This window comes from Vibrio sp. EJY3 (genome assembly GCF_000241385.1).
Lineage (GTDB): Bacteria > Pseudomonadota > Gammaproteobacteria > Enterobacterales > Vibrionaceae > Vibrio > Vibrio natriegens.
The window spans coordinates 1,860,262-1,874,446 of the sequence record NC_016613.1 but is presented as its reverse complement, the minus strand read 5'-3'; the positions used below and the strand labels follow the sequence as shown (position 1 = coordinate 1,874,446).

The window sequence follows — 14,185 nt, the reverse complement described above, 5'->3', positions numbered from 1 at the left end:
AATGTGATTAAGTTAAGAGATAGGCAATAGAACTATGAAAACACGCATAATTAACGCGCCAGGGCCAGATACTCTTGCCATGCTCAAACGCCGTGTGTCATCAGAATTTCGTCAGCGCTTGGGTCTGATCCGTATTGATGCGATTGGATTAATCATGTTGCCCATCCCTGATCTTTACTACTGTGCCGATTTGGCGAGTAAGTGTGCGGATGTCGCGGTGACGGAAATTACAGGTACATGCCCTCAGCACGTCACCGCACTTGCCGTCTTTGGGGAAGTTTCAGCGGTGAATGAAGCGATGCGCACTATTGAAGATGACTTGAGCAGCTTTTAATGGATTAACGATAAAGAAATAGGTGAAGGCATCAATGCGGAAAGCACATCCTTCAATATTGCGTAATTTCTTTCGTTTTTCGTTCACGAAGCAGAAGCAATATTTACTCAAATACAGAAATAGCCGCACGACAAAATAATTGAAGTCTGATCTCGTGATCAAACTGAATAATAATTACGGAGTAACATTATGTTAGAGAAAGGTTTTTCTAATCCAACTGATCGCGTTCTGCGCTTAAAACAAATGATTCTTGACGCTAAGCCGTACGTTGAATCTGAGCGTGCAGTTCTTGCAACTGAAGCTTATAAAGCGAATGAGCATCTTCCAGCGATCATGAGAAGAGCAAGAGTTGTTGAAAAGATTTTTACTGAACTACCTGTGACCATTCGTAAAGATGAATTGATTGTTGGTGCGGTAACGATTAACCCTCGTTCAACGGAAATTTGCCCAGAGTTCTCTTACGATTGGGTAGAAAAAGAATTCGAAACAATGGAACACCGCGTAGCGGATCCATTCATTATTGAGAAAAAAACAGCGCAAGAGCTACATGAAGCATTCAAATACTGGCCAGGTAAAACAACCAGTGAGCTTGCCGCATCTTACATGTCTGAAGAAACCCATGAAGCAATGGGGGCAGGCGTATTTAGCGTAGGTAACTACTTCTATGGTGGCGTTGGCCACGTTTGTGTCGATTACGGTAAAGTCTTGCGTGTGGGCTTCCGAGGAGTTATTGAGCAAGTCAAAGAAGCGTTATCTAAACTCGATCGCACAGAGCCAGATTTTATTAAAAAAGAACAGTTCTATCACGCGATAATCATCAGTTATGAAGCAGGGATTGTTTACGCACATCGTTACGCAGATGAAGCCGCTCGTCTAGCTCAAGTCGAATCTGATCCACAACGCAAACGCGAACTGGAACAAATCAGCCAAAACTGTCGTCGTGTACCTGAGCATGGTGCAACAACGTTCTGGGAAGCATGTCAAACCTTCTGGTTCCTGCAAAGCATGCTGCAAATTGAATCAAGCGGCCACTCTATCTCTCCAGGACGTTTTGACCAGTACATGTACCCATACCTAGAAGCAGACAAATCAATTGATCCAGTATTTGCTCAAGAGCTGGTGGATTGCTGCTGGATCAAACTCAACGACATCAACAAAACTCGTGATGAAGTCTCAGCGCAAGCATTCGCCGGTTACGCGGTATTCCAAAACCTATGTGTTGGTGGTCAAACTTCAGAGGGTAAAGACGCGACTAACGCACTAAGTTATATGTGTATGGAAGCGACCGCGCACGTGCAGTTGCCTGCACCTTCGTTTTCTATTCGTGTATGGCAGGGTACGCCGGATGAGTTCTTGTTCCGTGCCTGTGAAGTAGTTCGCCTTGGTCTTGGTGTACCTGCAATGTATAACGATGAAGTTATCATCCCGTCACTACAAAACCGTGGCGTGTCACTCGCCGACGCTCGTGATTACTGCATCATCGGTTGTGTAGAACCACAAGCACCACACCGCACTGAAGGTTGGCACGATGCCGCGTTCTTTAACCTAGCCAAAGTATTAGAAATCACGCTAAACAGTGGTCGAGCAGACAACAAACAAGTTGGCCCTGTGACCAAAGATATGACTCAGTTTACCGATATTGAAGACTTCTTTGATGCATTCACAGCGCAAGTTAAGTACTTCGTTCGCAAGTTGGTAGAAGCTTGTAATAGTGTCGATATTGCGCATGCTGAACGTTGCCCGCTGCCTTTCCTTTCTGCTCTTGTTGATGACTGTATTGGTCGCGGTAAGTCGCTGCAAGATGGTGGTGCAATTTATAACTATACAGGTCCTCAGGCGTTCGGTGTCGCAGATACTGGTGACTCTGTTTACGCCATGCAGAAGCAAGTCTTTGAAGACCGCAAGCTGACAATGACAGAGCTTAAGAATGCGTTAGATGCAAACTTTGGCTATGCAGAAGGCGGTTGCGCACCAGCGGCCGGTCGCATGTCATTAGATGAAAAAGACGTCTATAACGTTGTTCAGCAGATTATCGCGCAAAAAGGATCGCTAAGCCCTGAAGCCATCAAACAAGAAGTGCTTCGTCAGCTATCGAACGCACCTGCACAAGCTGCGCCAACGTCCGGTAACATTTCCCGTCATGAAGAAATTCGTCTTATCTTGGAAAGTACGCCTAGTTTTGGTAACGATATTGATGATGTTGATTATGTGGCTCGCCGTTGTGCATCTATTTACTGTGACGAAGTAGAGAAATACACCAATACTCGTGGTGGTCAGTTCCAGGCTGGTATCTACCCAGTATCTGCTAACGTTCTGTTTGGTAAGAATGTATCCGCATTGCCAGATGGTCGCTTAGCGACTAAGCCTTTGGCTGATGGTGTTTCTCCTCGTCAAGGTAAAGACGTTTCTGGGCCAACGGCTGCGGCGAACTCAGTAGCGAAACTGGATCACTTCACTGCTTCAAACGGTACCTTGTACAACCAAAAATTCCTGCCTTCTTCTTTGGCTGGCGAGAAAGGATTGCGTAACTTCAGCGGTTTAGTAAGAAACTACTTTGACCGTAAAGGCATGCACGTACAGTTTAACGTTATCGACCGAGAACGTTTACTAGACGCACAGAAAAACCCACACCTACACCAAGATTTGGTTGTGCGTGTTGCGGGTTACAGTGCTCAATTCGTGGTACTAGCTAAAGAAGTTCAGGACGACATTATTAGCCGTACAGAGCAGAAACTATAATACTCAAAATAAAAAATAGGTCGCAATTTAGCGGCCTATTTTTATCAAAAATAACGAGAAACTGTCATGAATAAAGTTGATTACACTGCTGAAGGGGTCTTGTTTAATATACAGCGATATTCGTTACATGATGGACCAGGAATTCGAACCATTTCTTTTTTTAAAGGATGTCCACTTTCTTGTAAATGGTGTAGCAACCCTGAATCACAACAAGCCAAGCCGGAACTGATTTTCAAAGCGAGCGATTGTGTTAGCTGTGGGAAATGCATTGATGTCTGTAAAGCTGGAGCGATTTCTCGCTCAAACCCACATTTTATAGACCGAGAAAAGTGTATTGAATGTGGCGCTTGTGTTGATGTTTGCCCAACTGGTGCGCTTGAAATCAAAGGAAAACGAATGAGTGTTGAGCAAGTGTTGCTTGAACTCAAAAAAGACGAAAACCTATTCCGTAGAGCAGGTGGCGGGATTACTTTGTCAGGTGGTGAACCATTAGCTCAACCTGAATTTGCGAGAGAGCTACTTAAAGGATGTAAAGAAAAAGGCTGGCATACCGCGATTGAAACTACAGGCCTTGGTTCGAAACAAGCCATAGAAGAAGTGTTCCCGTGGATTGACCTAGCGTTAGTCGATATCAAAGCCATTAATCCTCATGTTCATAAAGAGGGCACAGGTGTTGAGAATCGAATCATTCTGGAAAATATCCTGCGCATTTCATTTATTACCAAAGTAGTCGTACGTGTTCCTGTTATTCCAGGGTTTAATGACAACGAAGAAGAAATCCAGGCGATTGGTGAGTTCGCTCAACTCATGTCAAATGTCGATACCATTCATCTTCTTCCATACCATAATTTTGGTGAGAACAAATACTCTCTTTTAGGGCGTATTTACCCAATGGAAAATACGGCATCGAACCCGGATGAAAAAATCGAGCAATTAAAACGCAAAGTTGAATCCATGGGGTTTGCCTGTCACATCGGTGGTTAATACGACTCTCAATCGGAGGAAGCCGATTCGGTGCTTGCTCCGTATTCACCCTTTGAATTTTGGTTATATTAGCAAAATATAAAATACCATATTACGTGCTTCACACCTTAACAAAGCATCAATAGACATAAGAAAGTTGATATAGCAGAGTAGGTTAAGTTCAACAACACTCTAAAAAGGACATATAAATGTTTAGTCACGTTATGGTTGGCTCGAATGATATCGATAAATCCAAGCAATTTTATGACGCCATCTTAGCCGTTCTGGGCTACCAAGAAGGTGTCTTAGATCCACATGGACGCTGTTTCTATTTTCATCCTGAGGGGACTTTTGCTATCACCGCGCCAATCAATGGTGAAGCTGCAACTTCAGGAAATGGTATGACTATTGGCTTCAAAGTGGAAAGCCCAGAATTAGTCGAGTTGTGGCATAAAGCCGGCTTGGAGAGTGGTGGTGTTGACTGTGAAGATCCACCAGGTGTAAGAGCGGTTGGTCCACGCGAAATGTACCTTGCCTATCTACGTGATCCTGCGGGTAATAAGCTTTGCGCTACCCATATCATGGCTTAGGTAATATCACGTAAAAGTTAGTACTTAAATTGATATTCGCAACGTGTAGCGTTTAGGTGTACGTTGCGTTTTTTTTGTCTGGCGAAGATATCAGACAGGGAACAAGGGTTAACGCTGGTGAAGTTAAACAAAGGAACCTGTATAACGCGTGGTTAACCAGGCTCCGAAGGCTGCTTAGTTTTGAGCGAATTTAACTCGGATTTTGCTCTTGGCTACGCTAGTGTGATGAAGGTTTTCAAGTGCATTTTTCGCTTCATCTTTATCTGGCATTTCAACGAATGCGAAGCCTTTAGATTGCCCAGTTTCTTGGTCTAATACTAAGTTGCACTCAGTGACGGTGCCGTAGGCTGAAAAAAGAACACGAATTTCATGTTCGGTCGTGGTTCGCGCAAGATTGCGGACTAAAAGTTTCATATTGTTTCGCCTGTAGTAAGTTGTGACCATTGTCTCAGGTAAGTTCTGACAAACCAAGTAAAGAATTGTTGTCACTAAGGTAGAGCGAGCCTAAAAGCGTGTTTGCTGTGCAGTTTATTTATAAATTAGCCATTCTTAATCAATGCTAACGTAAATATTTCTTATAAAGTTCCGAAAGTCATATTAGATTTAAGGTATCATGCACAATTGACGAAATTGTAGTTACCCATGAATATACCGATTAAAAATACCTCTCCAGAAGCACCGTCTTGCTCAAACTGCAAAGCGTGTTGCTGCCGCCTCGAAGTCATGATCATTTCAGATACAGGTGTTCCAGAACAATTCATTTCCCGCGACCAGTATGGTGGTGAAACCATGATGAGACTGGATGATGGTTGGTGTGCGGCTTTAGACAGAGAAACGTACATGTGCTCAATATATGAAAACCGGCCCTGGATATGTCGCGAGTTCGAAATGGGGTCTTATGAGTGTATTGATGAGAGAGTAAAGTTTCTATAGTTTAGTTACGTCTTGATGATGCCGTGTTTTTGCGATGGGGCATCGTTCGAACCGTCACAACTCAATAAACCCGCGTACTTTATTTACTCTCTCCAACTGCTGTTAACCGTCTATCATTTGGTTCAGAATTTGAATACATTGATGGGTAACATCTTGGTTATTTCCACTTACATGCGCAGTGACAATCGCGCCTTCTTTTAAAATGCAAATGGCATTTAGCAACGTACTCTCCGTACTTTTTAGATGACTGGCGATGATTTGTCGGACTTCTTCTTTGTGATGCCCACAGAAACGTGCGATCTCACCATTCAAATCGCTGAATTCTGCCGAAGTGTTGATAAAAAAGCAGCCTCTGAAATTCCCTAAATCTTGTTCCTGATTGTTGAACCAGCTTGCTAATGCTGGAAATAGTCTATTTATCAATTCTTTATCTGACTTCGATCCTGCTAGTTTTTGATCTAGCCAGTTAGAAAACGTGTCGTGCCTTTGCTGCAAAGCGGCCAGCACCAGCGCTTCTTTACTTGAGAAGTGAGTGTAAAGTGTGCGCTTAGCCACGCCAGAGACACTCAAAATTTCATTGATGCCAATAGTGTTAATTCCGTTGGCATAAAAAAGCGATAACGCGGTATCAACTAATAACTGACGTTTTTTACTCATAAGGCTCCTCCCGTAAAAGTAGTTTGACAAAAGTAGACCGATTTGTCTATTTTAGTTTAGTAGACAGGTTGGTCTACTTTTATTCGGAGAATAGTATGAAGAATTTTGGTTTATCTGTTATCGCAGGCATTGGGGCATTTCTGGCAATAGGGTTGCTTTCATTTTTTGATTCCACAATGAGCGATGTAGCGCTGCTCATGGCGCCTTTTGGAGCGACGGCTGTACTGGTTTTTGGCGTACCCGAGAGTCCGTTGGCGCAGCCTAAAAATGTCATCTTTGGGCACTTAATTACTGCATTTGTAGGGGTGTTTTTTACTCAATATATTGGTGTTTCACCTCTGACTCTGGCACTGGCTACTGGGATTGCAGTGAGTCTGATGCTAGTGACGAAAACCACGCATCCGCCAGCAGGGGCAAATCCGTTGTTGATTATGCTGTCAGGGCAGGGATGGGCTTTCCTTATTACTCCTGTTTTACTGGGAGCCGTTCTTATTGTGTTAGTCGGAAAGAGTATGCAAGGGTTGCTCAAGCAATGGGTAAAAAGCTAAAGTGCTAACAATAGCTTATGTGCATGGAGGCACTATGAATATAGGGATATACATCTATGACGGGGCAGAGGTGCTGGATTTTTCCGGGCCTTTCGAAGTATTTAGTACAGCAAAGCGATTAGAGACAAGTGATTGGAATGTGTTTCTCGTCGCAGAAACTAAAAACACCGTTGTCGCAAGAGGTGGCTTCAACGTCTTACCTGACTATTCTATTCATGATCATCCCGATATTGATTTGTTGGTTGTTGTGGGCGGTGTACACACTGAGGAAATGACGAAGTTACCGGTATTGAACTGGATCAAATCGGTTGATCAAGGTGCAAGTCGGGTGGTATCGGTTTGTACCGGTGCATTTTTATTAGCCAGTGCCGGACCTCTCTCGGGCTTAACGGTCACAACCCACTGGGAAGACATACCTGATTTATCGCGTCGCTTTCCTGACCTAATGGTGATTGACGATCAACGCTGGGTCACATCAGGAAAATACACCACTTCTGGAGGCATCGCTGCCGGTATCGATATGAGCTTATATCTGGTTTCACAGCTACATAGTCGTGAGCTGGCCGATTTGGTCGCGCGTCAAATGGAGTATACGTGGCAGGAACGATCATAATTGAGCGATTGATGGTTCAAGTAAGGGAAGAAAAATGAAGACAGTAGGCATGGTAGGTGGAATGAGCTGGGAATCCACCGCCAGTTATTACAAAGCACTGAATGAAGGCGTGAAGTCAAGGTTAGGTGGCTTGCACTCAGCAAAAATCTGCTTATACAGTGTCGACTTTGACGAAATTGAAAAACTCCAGCATCAAGGGAAATGGTCAGAAACCGCTTTGATCCTTGCCGAAGCAGCCAAGTCAGTAGAACGTGGTGGCGCAGATTTTTTAATGATATGCACGAACACAATGCATAAAGTTGTACCAGAAATTGAGTCACAGATATCTATTCCAATTTTACATATTGCTGATGCGACCGCAGAGAGCCTGGTTCAAAACGGTGTCACTAAAGTTGGTCTGTTGGGAACGCGTTTTACAATGGAGCAAGATTTCTACAAGGGCAGGATCTCAGAGAAATTTGGCATAGACGTGGTTGTTCCTACTGCCGATGAGCAAACCGTCGTTCACGATATTATTTATCAAGAGCTTTGCCTGGGTGAAATAAAAACCGAGTCGCGAGACCGTTACTTGAAAATCATTGCCAATTTACACGCTCAGGGTGCTCAAGCGGTGATTCTGGGATGTACTGAAATTGCATTATTAGTGAAGCAAAGTGACACGGCGGTTCCTTTGTATGACACCACGGAAATTCATGCAGCGCATGGCGTTGAATGGGCATTAGGAAATTAAAAAATAAGGACAATTTATGGCTCTACCAAGTAATGAAGATATCTCACGTTTACACCGATACTTTGCCATTGAGAGTAACAATGAATTTTGGTCTCTGTCTGAGAGTTCAGCAAATGCAGAAGAGAAACAGAGACTATTAACCGTTGCGTTTTCATCACTATATCATTGGTCAGAAGTAGGCACCGATGAGAATAAACACCTCGCTCATTTAGCCGTTGCGCGAGCACTGTGCGTGAATGAATCGAAGTTAAGCCTTCAGTTCGCAAAAATTGCTTTTGACTATTTTGATGGAACAGGTGCGGATTGGATTCAGGCGTTTACCAATGCCGTCTTAAGTCATGCATTTCAGATTGCAGATGAACAAACCAATGCGCTGGAATGTTATGAACGAGCGCTTGCGTTTCAAGGGCTGCTATCTGAAGAGGATAAAGCAATCTTTGATGCTACATTCAATTTGATACCTGTCCCTGAAGCGTAAAAAGTAAACATCCAGAAGCGGGCTAAGAATCCGTTAGCGTGTTAGTCTGTTTCTCTAAATACCTCGTTATATGCTTAAAGGAAGTTGGCATGGAAATCATTACTGGGAACAGCTCAGAGATCATTCAAAAAGCACAAGCTATTCGTTATCAGGTGTTTACTGTTGAGCAGCAGATACCGAGAGAGTTAGACCTAGATGGATTAGATGAAGGTTCCATTCATGCATTGGTAGAGGACAAGGACGTTCTAGTTGCAACGGCACGATTAACGATAAAAGATGACGGCTCTTCCGTTATGGCCAGAGTTGCGGTTACAGAGCCTTATCGAGGAATGGAAATCGCGTCTAAAGTTGTCCAAGCGCTAATGGATTACGCTCGAAATGATGGGGTAAGCTCTATCGAAATTCACGCTCATGGTTATTTACGCAATTACTATGAGAAATTTGGTTTTGAGTTTATTCGAGAAGTTGAAATTGTTGGTGAACATCAGCTCATCGAAATGCAGTATCACATCAAAACGAATGCATAACGATTGAAGGTTGAATCGCTACGTACGGCGCGTTTTGTGTCTGAGCTTCTGTTTAAGGAGCTCTCATTTAAAAGGATTTTTTCATGGAGTTAGTTGTACCATCAGTAGAATTTGAGTCTTCCTTTGCGCATTTTTACGATGACTTTGCTCAACATGACGTTGAAAACTCAGAGTACTACCAAGAGGGTAAATCCAATTTCGTTCACTACGTTCAACGACTGACTGATGAAGCGAATGGCGTTAACCTGAGAGAAGGATACGTACCCTGTAGTCATTTCTGGCTCGTCAATTCAGACAAAGCCATTATTGGTGCGATTCGTGTCCGTCATAATATCAACAACGATTTTCTGACATTAGAAGCAGGCCATATTGGCTACGATATTGCGCCTTCCTATCGGTCTCAAGGTCATGGAAAGTACATGTTAAGGCTGGCTTTGCGTAAAGCCAAAGAGCTAGGCATTGAGCAAGCGTTAATCACTGCAGATGACGACAATTTCGCGTCACGAAAAGTTATCGAAGCCAACGGTGGTCAACTTGAGAATGTAGTAATGGGTAAGGTGTTTCCCAATCTTTTGGCCAGATATTGGGTGGCTTGTAAGTGACGGTGTCACTAGCTTTGGTGCATCGAAGCGTAAAGTCCATTAAGAGAAAAATAAATGAAGATGGAAACCAGCAGATTGATTCTGCGTCAGTGGAAAAGTGAAGATTTCCAGCCTTATGCTGAACTATGTTCAGACCCCCATGTGATGAGGTATTTTCTCTCAACACTTTCCCAGCAGGAAAGCTTTGAACAAGCGGAAAAAATTCAAAACCTTATTGCTGACATTGGCTGGGGATTTTGGGCGGTTGAACTCAAATCAACAGGCCAGTTTATAGGCTTTGTTGGGCTGCATCAGCAAGATGAGAACAGTGGTTTTCCCAATGCGCCGTTCATTGAAATCGGTTGGCGGTTGTCATCTGAGTTTTGGGGACAAGGCTACGCGCCTGAAGCCGCTAATAAAGCTTTAGAATTTGCTTTTAAAGAACTGGATGCGCCATCTGTTTATGCGTTTACTGCTTTACAAAATGAGCCTTCGCAGCGCGTTATGCTGAAGATTGGTATGGTCGATACAAAGCAAAACTTCAATCATCCTAAGGTTGAAAAAGGGCATCCACTGGAAAGACATTGCTTATACAAAATCTCGAAAGATACCTGATGTGGAATCGAACAGTGAGTGATGTGTCGTTAAATATTTTAATGGAACGGTTATTAGTCGTGAGCTTTCGATGTCACTTAAAACGGATTTAACGCTAGGAGGAAGGGTTGCTTGATTTAATTAAAAAGGTACTGCTCATTAACATGGTTGCCGCATTAACTGTGTTTGTTCTGTCGAAGTTTGTGCCATTCTTTGCAGCAACACAGCTCGTCGATTTTTTATTTTTTGTGGTCATCGTGATTTGGATCTTGGCGAAGCTTATGTGGGAGCCGGGTGTAGACAGTAAAGCATCCAGACTCGCCAATCCCAGAACTGATAAAGTCTACAAAATGGTCAAAGGCCATGATTTTGACAAAGAACAGCAGGAACAACGTCGACTTAATTATCAAACAGGGCTAGTGTTGTTTATCGCGGGCTTACCAGCATTTGTGACTTGTTTGGTGCTGCAGTTTTTTTGAGTAAGAGTTGTACGTCTCGCATTGCTCTAATTATTAGATGCTCACATGAAGAATACATTTTTGTTCATTCGGTCTGCGGCAGCTAGACGGTAAGCATTCAATAAACTATCACTTGGTGTGGTAACGAATCAGACCATTAGGAATCGAAATGAAGCAAAATATTGTCCATATAGCGTTAGTAGTGAAAGACTACGACGAAGCCATCGATTTTTACGTAAACAAGCTTCAATTCGAGCTTCTCGAAGACACATACCAGCCGGAAGAAGATAAACGCTGGGTCGTCGTAGCTCCACCTAATTCTCATGGCGTGGCATTGCTACTGGCAAGAGCTTCAAAACCAGAACAGCTCGATTTTATTGGCAATCAAGCGGGTGGGCGAGTATTCCTTTTCTTAAATACTGACGATTTTTGGCGTGATTACGAACGAATGAAATCCATAGGAATCAACTTTGTCCGTGAACCTAAAGAACAAGATTATGGCACCGTTGCCGTATTTGAAGATTTGTACGGAAACCTCTGGGATCTTCTTCAGTTGAACCCTGACCACCCAATGGCCAAGAGATAAATTTTGCCAGATTATTGATTGCGATTCGTCACTCGTGGCACTTCCGTTTTTATAGTGGTGCTTATTTCGTTTTGAAGAGCGTTACATCGTGTATCCTCTTCTGAAATAGACAGTAAGAGAGGAGTACAAAATGGAATCGAACACTATTAAAAATGTCGTTTTTGACATCGGAAATGTGGTTGTTCGCTGGGCGCCGCTAGAAATCGTTAGGTTAACGTTTGGAAACATCGACTCCGCAGAAGAAAAGGTGAAAAGTATTTTTCAGTCAGACACTTGGTTAGATCTGAACAAAGGCATTATTTCTGAAAGTGAAGCAAAACTTCAATATCAACAACTTCTTGGTTTCTCCGAACTTGATTGCGAGCGATTGTTTTATTACGTGAAGCAAACCCAGATTCTAATTTATGGCTCGGTCGAGCTGATCAGGCGAGTTAAAGCGGCTGGCTATTGCGTGTTTGCACTCACGGATAATGTGCATGAAATTGTCTCGTACTTGAAAGAGACTTATGCGTTTTGGAATCTCTTTGAAGGGGCCGCAGTCTCGGCTGAGCTAGGGTTATTAAAACCGCAACCAGAAATTTATCAGTCTTTGCTAACTCAGTACGCATTGAAGGCGTCAGAAACCGTGTTTATTGATGATATGCCATATAATGTCGAAGGCGCTGAAACGGTTGGCATGGCGGCGATTCAGTTTGAAAACGCCGGGCAGTGTGAGGCAGACTTGAAATCACTTGGGTTAAAGTTTTAATTTACAGAGAGTTAATGCCTAATAGAATTCACAAGGAAATGTAAAAACCACATCACAAGGAATTAAAGTGATCGATCATTTTGAAATAAAAGTCGTTGATTTTGAAAATTGCCGCGACTTCTACCAACATACACTGTCTCCACTTGGTATTGAGTTAAAGTGGGCAGATGACTTTGCTGCAGGCTTTGGCTTAACCACGGAACCAAACGTCAGGTTTCTAATTGAAAAGGGTGATAACAACGCGAAAAGCCACATCGCTTTTTCTGCTCTTAATAAAGAACAAGTTATCGAGTTTCATCAGGCAGGCTTAACTCATGGAGCAAGTTGTAATGGGAAACCTGGGTTGAGAAAAAAGTACGCGCCTAACTATTACGCCGCCTTTTTGTTAGATCCTGATGGCAACAATGTCGAAGCTGTGGTTTACCTTTAGTGTTTCGCTGGAGAAAGGAGAATTATGAACATTTCATTTCGGCCAACGGCTGATTTTTCTGAGTCAGCTGAGATCACTTTTAATAATATGCGTTCTTATTATAAGCATTATTCGGTTGACTGGGGTCAACAGCAGATATTGGAACACATCGTCAAACTGGAAAGTTGGGATATCTTGTTTGATGATGAGGTCGTTGGCGCAATCCGCCTGGAATATGATGATGGGCACTGCTACTTACGTGACCTTCAAGTCCGATCTTCATTTCAAAACAAGGGAATTGGCGCGGCAGCATTGGCTGAAACTGAAAGAATGGCGAACGAAGCAAAACTAGCTCTTATTCGGCTCAAAGTTTTCAAAATTAGTCCGGCTTACTACTTGTACCAGAGGAGCGGTTTTAAAGTGGAAAAAGAAGACGACAGGTTCTTTTACATGTCTCGGGCAACCTCTTGATACTCTATAGTTAATGCGTTTAATGATGATTTTGGTGACGAAATTGTCTTTAAACCACTAATCTGAGTAGTCAACGGGTAGTGCTCAAAAATAGCGGTGTTTAATAAGGCGTTAGTTAAATCGGTCTGAATATAAGGAGATATCATGGCTGGAGAAATTATCAAATCAGCGGCTGCTACGATACAGGTTGGTGTAGCAAGAGCAGATGGGAAGTTGTCTTTGACAGACACAGAGGTCATTTTTAAACCCTATAGTCAGAAACTTGCATTTGGCCCCTACATTTTAAAGCGTGATGAAATTGTTTCGGTAGAAAAGTGCATTGGAAAAGGGGCTGGTATCATGCCTGTTACTAGTGAAGCAATTCGCATTACGTTATCTGATCAACGTGCCTACGAGTTTATCATTGCAGAACCTGATCAGTGGCTGGCGGCATTGGGTGAACTAAACGTTGATTCTTAAAAAAGAAGTGAACACTAACGCGAAGGAAACATTGTGCCAGTAGAGTTTAGTTTGGGGTTCATTGCGATGGTAACCTCGGCGATCGCTGGGTTTATTGGGTTTGGTGGAGGGATGCTATTGATCGCCGTTCTACCCAGTTTTCTCAGCCCGAGTTTAATCATACCAATACATGGTGTGACACAGCTCGCCAGCAACTCATCGCGTATGTTCTTCTCGCTCGCTCATGTAAAGTGGTCGTTACTTCCCAAGTTTTTGGCTGGCTCTTTAATCGGTATGCTGGTATTTGGTTTTTTTCTATCGAAACTCTCTTTCGAGTATGTCCCTGTCGCAATCGGTTCGTATATCTTATTGAATCTTTGGAGTAAGCGATTTGCGCACTTTATACGTCGGTACGAAAGCTACTATCTGATTGGTTTTCTACAAACGGGATTGGGGCTTATAGTTGGTGCTGTGGGCCCTTTGTCACTCGCTGTACTGACCAAACAGTTGAAAACGAATGACGCTGTTATCGCAACGAGCTCTATGTTTTTGACCATCAGTCATTTGGCTAAGATCCCGGTATACGCTGCGGTTACAAGTGATCTCGTGTCTAACTTAAATGTTATTGTTTATATGGTGCTAGGGTCGATTCTCGGCTCGTTTATTGGTACAAAGGCGAGATTTAGCGCGGGCAATAAGAAAGTCATTCTGATAATCAAAACGTTACTCACCTTATTGGCGATTAGGATGTTACTAGCAGTTTTCCTATAAGATTAGCTACGCTGACT

General features: G+C 43.1%; 21 protein-coding genes. 19 read left to right on the top strand and 2 right to left on the bottom strand.

The window, feature by feature from the left end:
- Window positions 1-34 precede the first annotated feature (34 nt).
- The 4 genes from VEJY3_RS08550 (at window position 35) to VEJY3_RS08535 (ending at window position 4,626) form a co-directional block, all read left to right on the top strand.
- On the top strand, window positions 35-334 hold the full coding sequence (locus VEJY3_RS08550; protein ID WP_014232053.1) for a BMC domain-containing protein: 300 nt from the start codon (window positions 35-37) through the stop codon (window positions 332-334).
- Window positions 335-523: 189 nt separating this feature from the next.
- Complete coding sequence (grpM, locus tag VEJY3_RS08545; RefSeq protein ID WP_014232052.1) at window positions 524-3,073, top strand: glycyl radical diol dehydratase GrpM; 2,550 nt, start codon at window positions 524-526, stop codon at window positions 3,071-3,073.
- A 66-nt stretch (window positions 3,074-3,139) separates the two neighbouring features.
- Window positions 3,140-4,057, top strand: a complete 918-nt coding sequence (locus tag VEJY3_RS08540) for a glycyl-radical enzyme activating protein (protein WP_014232051.1) — start codon at window positions 3,140-3,142, stop codon at window positions 4,055-4,057.
- A 188-nt stretch (window positions 4,058-4,245) separates the two neighbouring features.
- Window positions 4,246-4,626 (top strand): VOC family protein, encoded by a 381-nt coding sequence (locus VEJY3_RS08535; protein WP_014232050.1) that lies wholly within the window; start codon window positions 4,246-4,248, stop codon window positions 4,624-4,626.
- A 174-nt stretch (window positions 4,627-4,800) separates the two neighbouring features.
- Here the strand turns inward: VEJY3_RS08535 and VEJY3_RS08530 are convergent, their stop codons facing one another.
- Window positions 4,801-5,040 (bottom strand): RNA-binding protein, encoded by a 240-nt coding sequence (locus VEJY3_RS08530; protein WP_014232049.1) that lies wholly within the window; start codon window positions 5,038-5,040, stop codon window positions 4,801-4,803.
- 228 nt (window positions 5,041-5,268) lie between these two features.
- On the opposite strand from VEJY3_RS08530, the gene VEJY3_RS24635 reads away from it, so the two are divergent.
- Window positions 5,269-5,559 (top strand): YkgJ family cysteine cluster protein, encoded by a 291-nt coding sequence (locus tag VEJY3_RS24635; protein ID WP_014232048.1) that lies wholly within the window; start codon window positions 5,269-5,271, stop codon window positions 5,557-5,559.
- Window positions 5,560-5,661: 102 nt separating this feature from the next.
- On the opposite strand, the gene VEJY3_RS08525 is transcribed toward VEJY3_RS24635, so the two are convergent.
- Window positions 5,662-6,216, bottom strand: coding sequence for a TetR/AcrR family transcriptional regulator (locus VEJY3_RS08525; RefSeq protein WP_014232047.1), 555 nt, complete (start codon window positions 6,214-6,216; stop codon window positions 5,662-5,664).
- 95 nt (window positions 6,217-6,311) lie between these two features.
- On the opposite strand from VEJY3_RS08525, the gene VEJY3_RS08520 reads away from it, so the two are divergent.
- The 14 genes from VEJY3_RS08520 to VEJY3_RS08455 all read left to right on the top strand — a co-directional run bounded on the left by VEJY3_RS08520 (window position 6,312) and on the right by VEJY3_RS08455 (window position 14,168).
- Window positions 6,312-6,764, top strand: coding sequence for an HPP family protein (locus tag VEJY3_RS08520; RefSeq protein WP_014232046.1), 453 nt, complete (start codon window positions 6,312-6,314; stop codon window positions 6,762-6,764).
- Window positions 6,765-6,798: 34 nt separating this feature from the next.
- Window positions 6,799-7,377, top strand: a complete 579-nt coding sequence (locus VEJY3_RS08515; RefSeq protein ID WP_014232045.1) for a DJ-1/PfpI family protein — start codon at window positions 6,799-6,801, stop codon at window positions 7,375-7,377.
- 34 nt (window positions 7,378-7,411) lie between these two features.
- Window positions 7,412-8,107 (top strand): aspartate/glutamate racemase family protein, encoded by a 696-nt coding sequence (locus tag VEJY3_RS08510; RefSeq protein WP_014232044.1) that lies wholly within the window; start codon window positions 7,412-7,414, stop codon window positions 8,105-8,107.
- A 16-nt stretch (window positions 8,108-8,123) separates the two neighbouring features.
- The gene (locus tag VEJY3_RS08505) at window positions 8,124-8,585 is read left to right on the top strand and encodes a hypothetical protein (protein WP_014232043.1); all 462 of its coding nucleotides are present in this window, start codon (window positions 8,124-8,126) and stop codon (window positions 8,583-8,585) included.
- Window positions 8,586-8,674: 89 nt separating this feature from the next.
- On the top strand, window positions 8,675-9,112 hold the full coding sequence (locus tag VEJY3_RS08500) for a GNAT family N-acetyltransferase (RefSeq protein ID WP_014232042.1): 438 nt from the start codon (window positions 8,675-8,677) through the stop codon (window positions 9,110-9,112).
- 83 nt (window positions 9,113-9,195) lie between these two features.
- Window positions 9,196-9,714, top strand: coding sequence for a GNAT family N-acetyltransferase (locus tag VEJY3_RS08495; protein WP_014232041.1), 519 nt, complete (start codon window positions 9,196-9,198; stop codon window positions 9,712-9,714).
- A 54-nt stretch (window positions 9,715-9,768) separates the two neighbouring features.
- Window positions 9,769-10,308 carry a GNAT family N-acetyltransferase gene (locus VEJY3_RS08490; RefSeq protein ID WP_014232040.1) on the top strand — a complete coding sequence of 180 codons (540 nt, stop codon included), beginning with the start codon at window positions 9,769-9,771 and terminating at the stop codon, window positions 10,306-10,308.
- A 107-nt stretch (window positions 10,309-10,415) separates the two neighbouring features.
- Window positions 10,416-10,766: a hypothetical protein gene (locus tag VEJY3_RS08485; RefSeq protein WP_014232039.1), complete on the top strand. Its 351-nt coding sequence runs from the start codon at window positions 10,416-10,418 to the stop codon at window positions 10,764-10,766.
- Window positions 10,767-10,914: 148 nt separating this feature from the next.
- Window positions 10,915-11,331 (top strand): VOC family protein, encoded by a 417-nt coding sequence (locus VEJY3_RS08480; RefSeq protein WP_014232038.1) that lies wholly within the window; start codon window positions 10,915-10,917, stop codon window positions 11,329-11,331.
- A gap of 130 nt (window positions 11,332-11,461) precedes the next feature.
- Window positions 11,462-12,079: an HAD family phosphatase gene (locus VEJY3_RS08475; protein ID WP_014232037.1), complete on the top strand. Its 618-nt coding sequence runs from the start codon at window positions 11,462-11,464 to the stop codon at window positions 12,077-12,079.
- A 67-nt stretch (window positions 12,080-12,146) separates the two neighbouring features.
- Window positions 12,147-12,509 carry a VOC family protein gene (locus VEJY3_RS08470; protein ID WP_014232036.1) on the top strand — a complete coding sequence of 121 codons (363 nt, stop codon included), beginning with the start codon at window positions 12,147-12,149 and terminating at the stop codon, window positions 12,507-12,509.
- 24 nt (window positions 12,510-12,533) lie between these two features.
- Complete coding sequence (locus tag VEJY3_RS08465; RefSeq protein WP_014232035.1) at window positions 12,534-12,959, top strand: GNAT family N-acetyltransferase; 426 nt, start codon at window positions 12,534-12,536, stop codon at window positions 12,957-12,959.
- A 144-nt stretch (window positions 12,960-13,103) separates the two neighbouring features.
- Window positions 13,104-13,418 (top strand): hypothetical protein, encoded by a 315-nt coding sequence (locus tag VEJY3_RS08460; protein ID WP_014232034.1) that lies wholly within the window; start codon window positions 13,104-13,106, stop codon window positions 13,416-13,418.
- 33 nt (window positions 13,419-13,451) lie between these two features.
- Window positions 13,452-14,168 (top strand): TSUP family transporter, encoded by a 717-nt coding sequence (locus tag VEJY3_RS08455; protein WP_014232033.1) that lies wholly within the window; start codon window positions 13,452-13,454, stop codon window positions 14,166-14,168.
- Window positions 14,169-14,185 lie beyond the last annotated feature (17 nt).

Excerpts from the sequence above, each read along its gene's own strand:
- VEJY3_RS08530 (WP_014232049.1), bottom strand. The coding sequence starts at position 5,040 with ATGAAACTTTTAGTCCGCAATCTTGCGCGAACCACGACCGAACATGAA.
- VEJY3_RS08500 (WP_014232042.1), top strand. The coding sequence starts at position 8,675 with ATGGAAATCATTACTGGGAACAGCTCAGAGATCATTCAAAAAGCACAA.
- VEJY3_RS08490 (WP_014232040.1), top strand. The coding sequence starts at position 9,769 with ATGAAGATGGAAACCAGCAGATTGATTCTGCGTCAGTGGAAAAGTGAA.
- grpM (WP_014232052.1), top strand. The coding sequence starts at position 524 with ATGTTAGAGAAAGGTTTTTCTAATCCAACTGATCGCGTTCTGCGCTTA.
- VEJY3_RS08525 (WP_014232047.1), bottom strand. The coding sequence starts at position 6,216 with ATGAGTAAAAAACGTCAGTTATTAGTTGATACCGCGTTATCGCTTTTT.
- VEJY3_RS08540 (WP_014232051.1), top strand. The coding sequence starts at position 3,140 with ATGAATAAAGTTGATTACACTGCTGAAGGGGTCTTGTTTAATATACAG.
- VEJY3_RS08460 (WP_014232034.1), top strand. The coding sequence starts at position 13,104 with ATGGCTGGAGAAATTATCAAATCAGCGGCTGCTACGATACAGGTTGGT.
- VEJY3_RS08520 (WP_014232046.1), top strand. The coding sequence starts at position 6,312 with ATGAAGAATTTTGGTTTATCTGTTATCGCAGGCATTGGGGCATTTCTG.
- VEJY3_RS08495 (WP_014232041.1), top strand. The coding sequence starts at position 9,196 with ATGGAGTTAGTTGTACCATCAGTAGAATTTGAGTCTTCCTTTGCGCAT.
- VEJY3_RS08480 (WP_014232038.1), top strand. The coding sequence starts at position 10,915 with ATGAAGCAAAATATTGTCCATATAGCGTTAGTAGTGAAAGACTACGAC.
- VEJY3_RS24635 (WP_014232048.1), top strand. The coding sequence starts at position 5,269 with ATGAATATACCGATTAAAAATACCTCTCCAGAAGCACCGTCTTGCTCA.
- VEJY3_RS08535 (WP_014232050.1), top strand. The coding sequence starts at position 4,246 with ATGTTTAGTCACGTTATGGTTGGCTCGAATGATATCGATAAATCCAAG.
- VEJY3_RS08515 (WP_014232045.1), top strand. The coding sequence starts at position 6,799 with ATGAATATAGGGATATACATCTATGACGGGGCAGAGGTGCTGGATTTT.
- VEJY3_RS08505 (WP_014232043.1), top strand. The coding sequence starts at position 8,124 with ATGGCTCTACCAAGTAATGAAGATATCTCACGTTTACACCGATACTTT.
- VEJY3_RS08465 (WP_014232035.1), top strand. The coding sequence starts at position 12,534 with ATGAACATTTCATTTCGGCCAACGGCTGATTTTTCTGAGTCAGCTGAG.
- VEJY3_RS08475 (WP_014232037.1), top strand. The coding sequence starts at position 11,462 with ATGGAATCGAACACTATTAAAAATGTCGTTTTTGACATCGGAAATGTG.
- VEJY3_RS08510 (WP_014232044.1), top strand. The coding sequence starts at position 7,412 with ATGAAGACAGTAGGCATGGTAGGTGGAATGAGCTGGGAATCCACCGCC.
- VEJY3_RS08550 (WP_014232053.1), top strand. The coding sequence starts at position 35 with ATGAAAACACGCATAATTAACGCGCCAGGGCCAGATACTCTTGCCATG.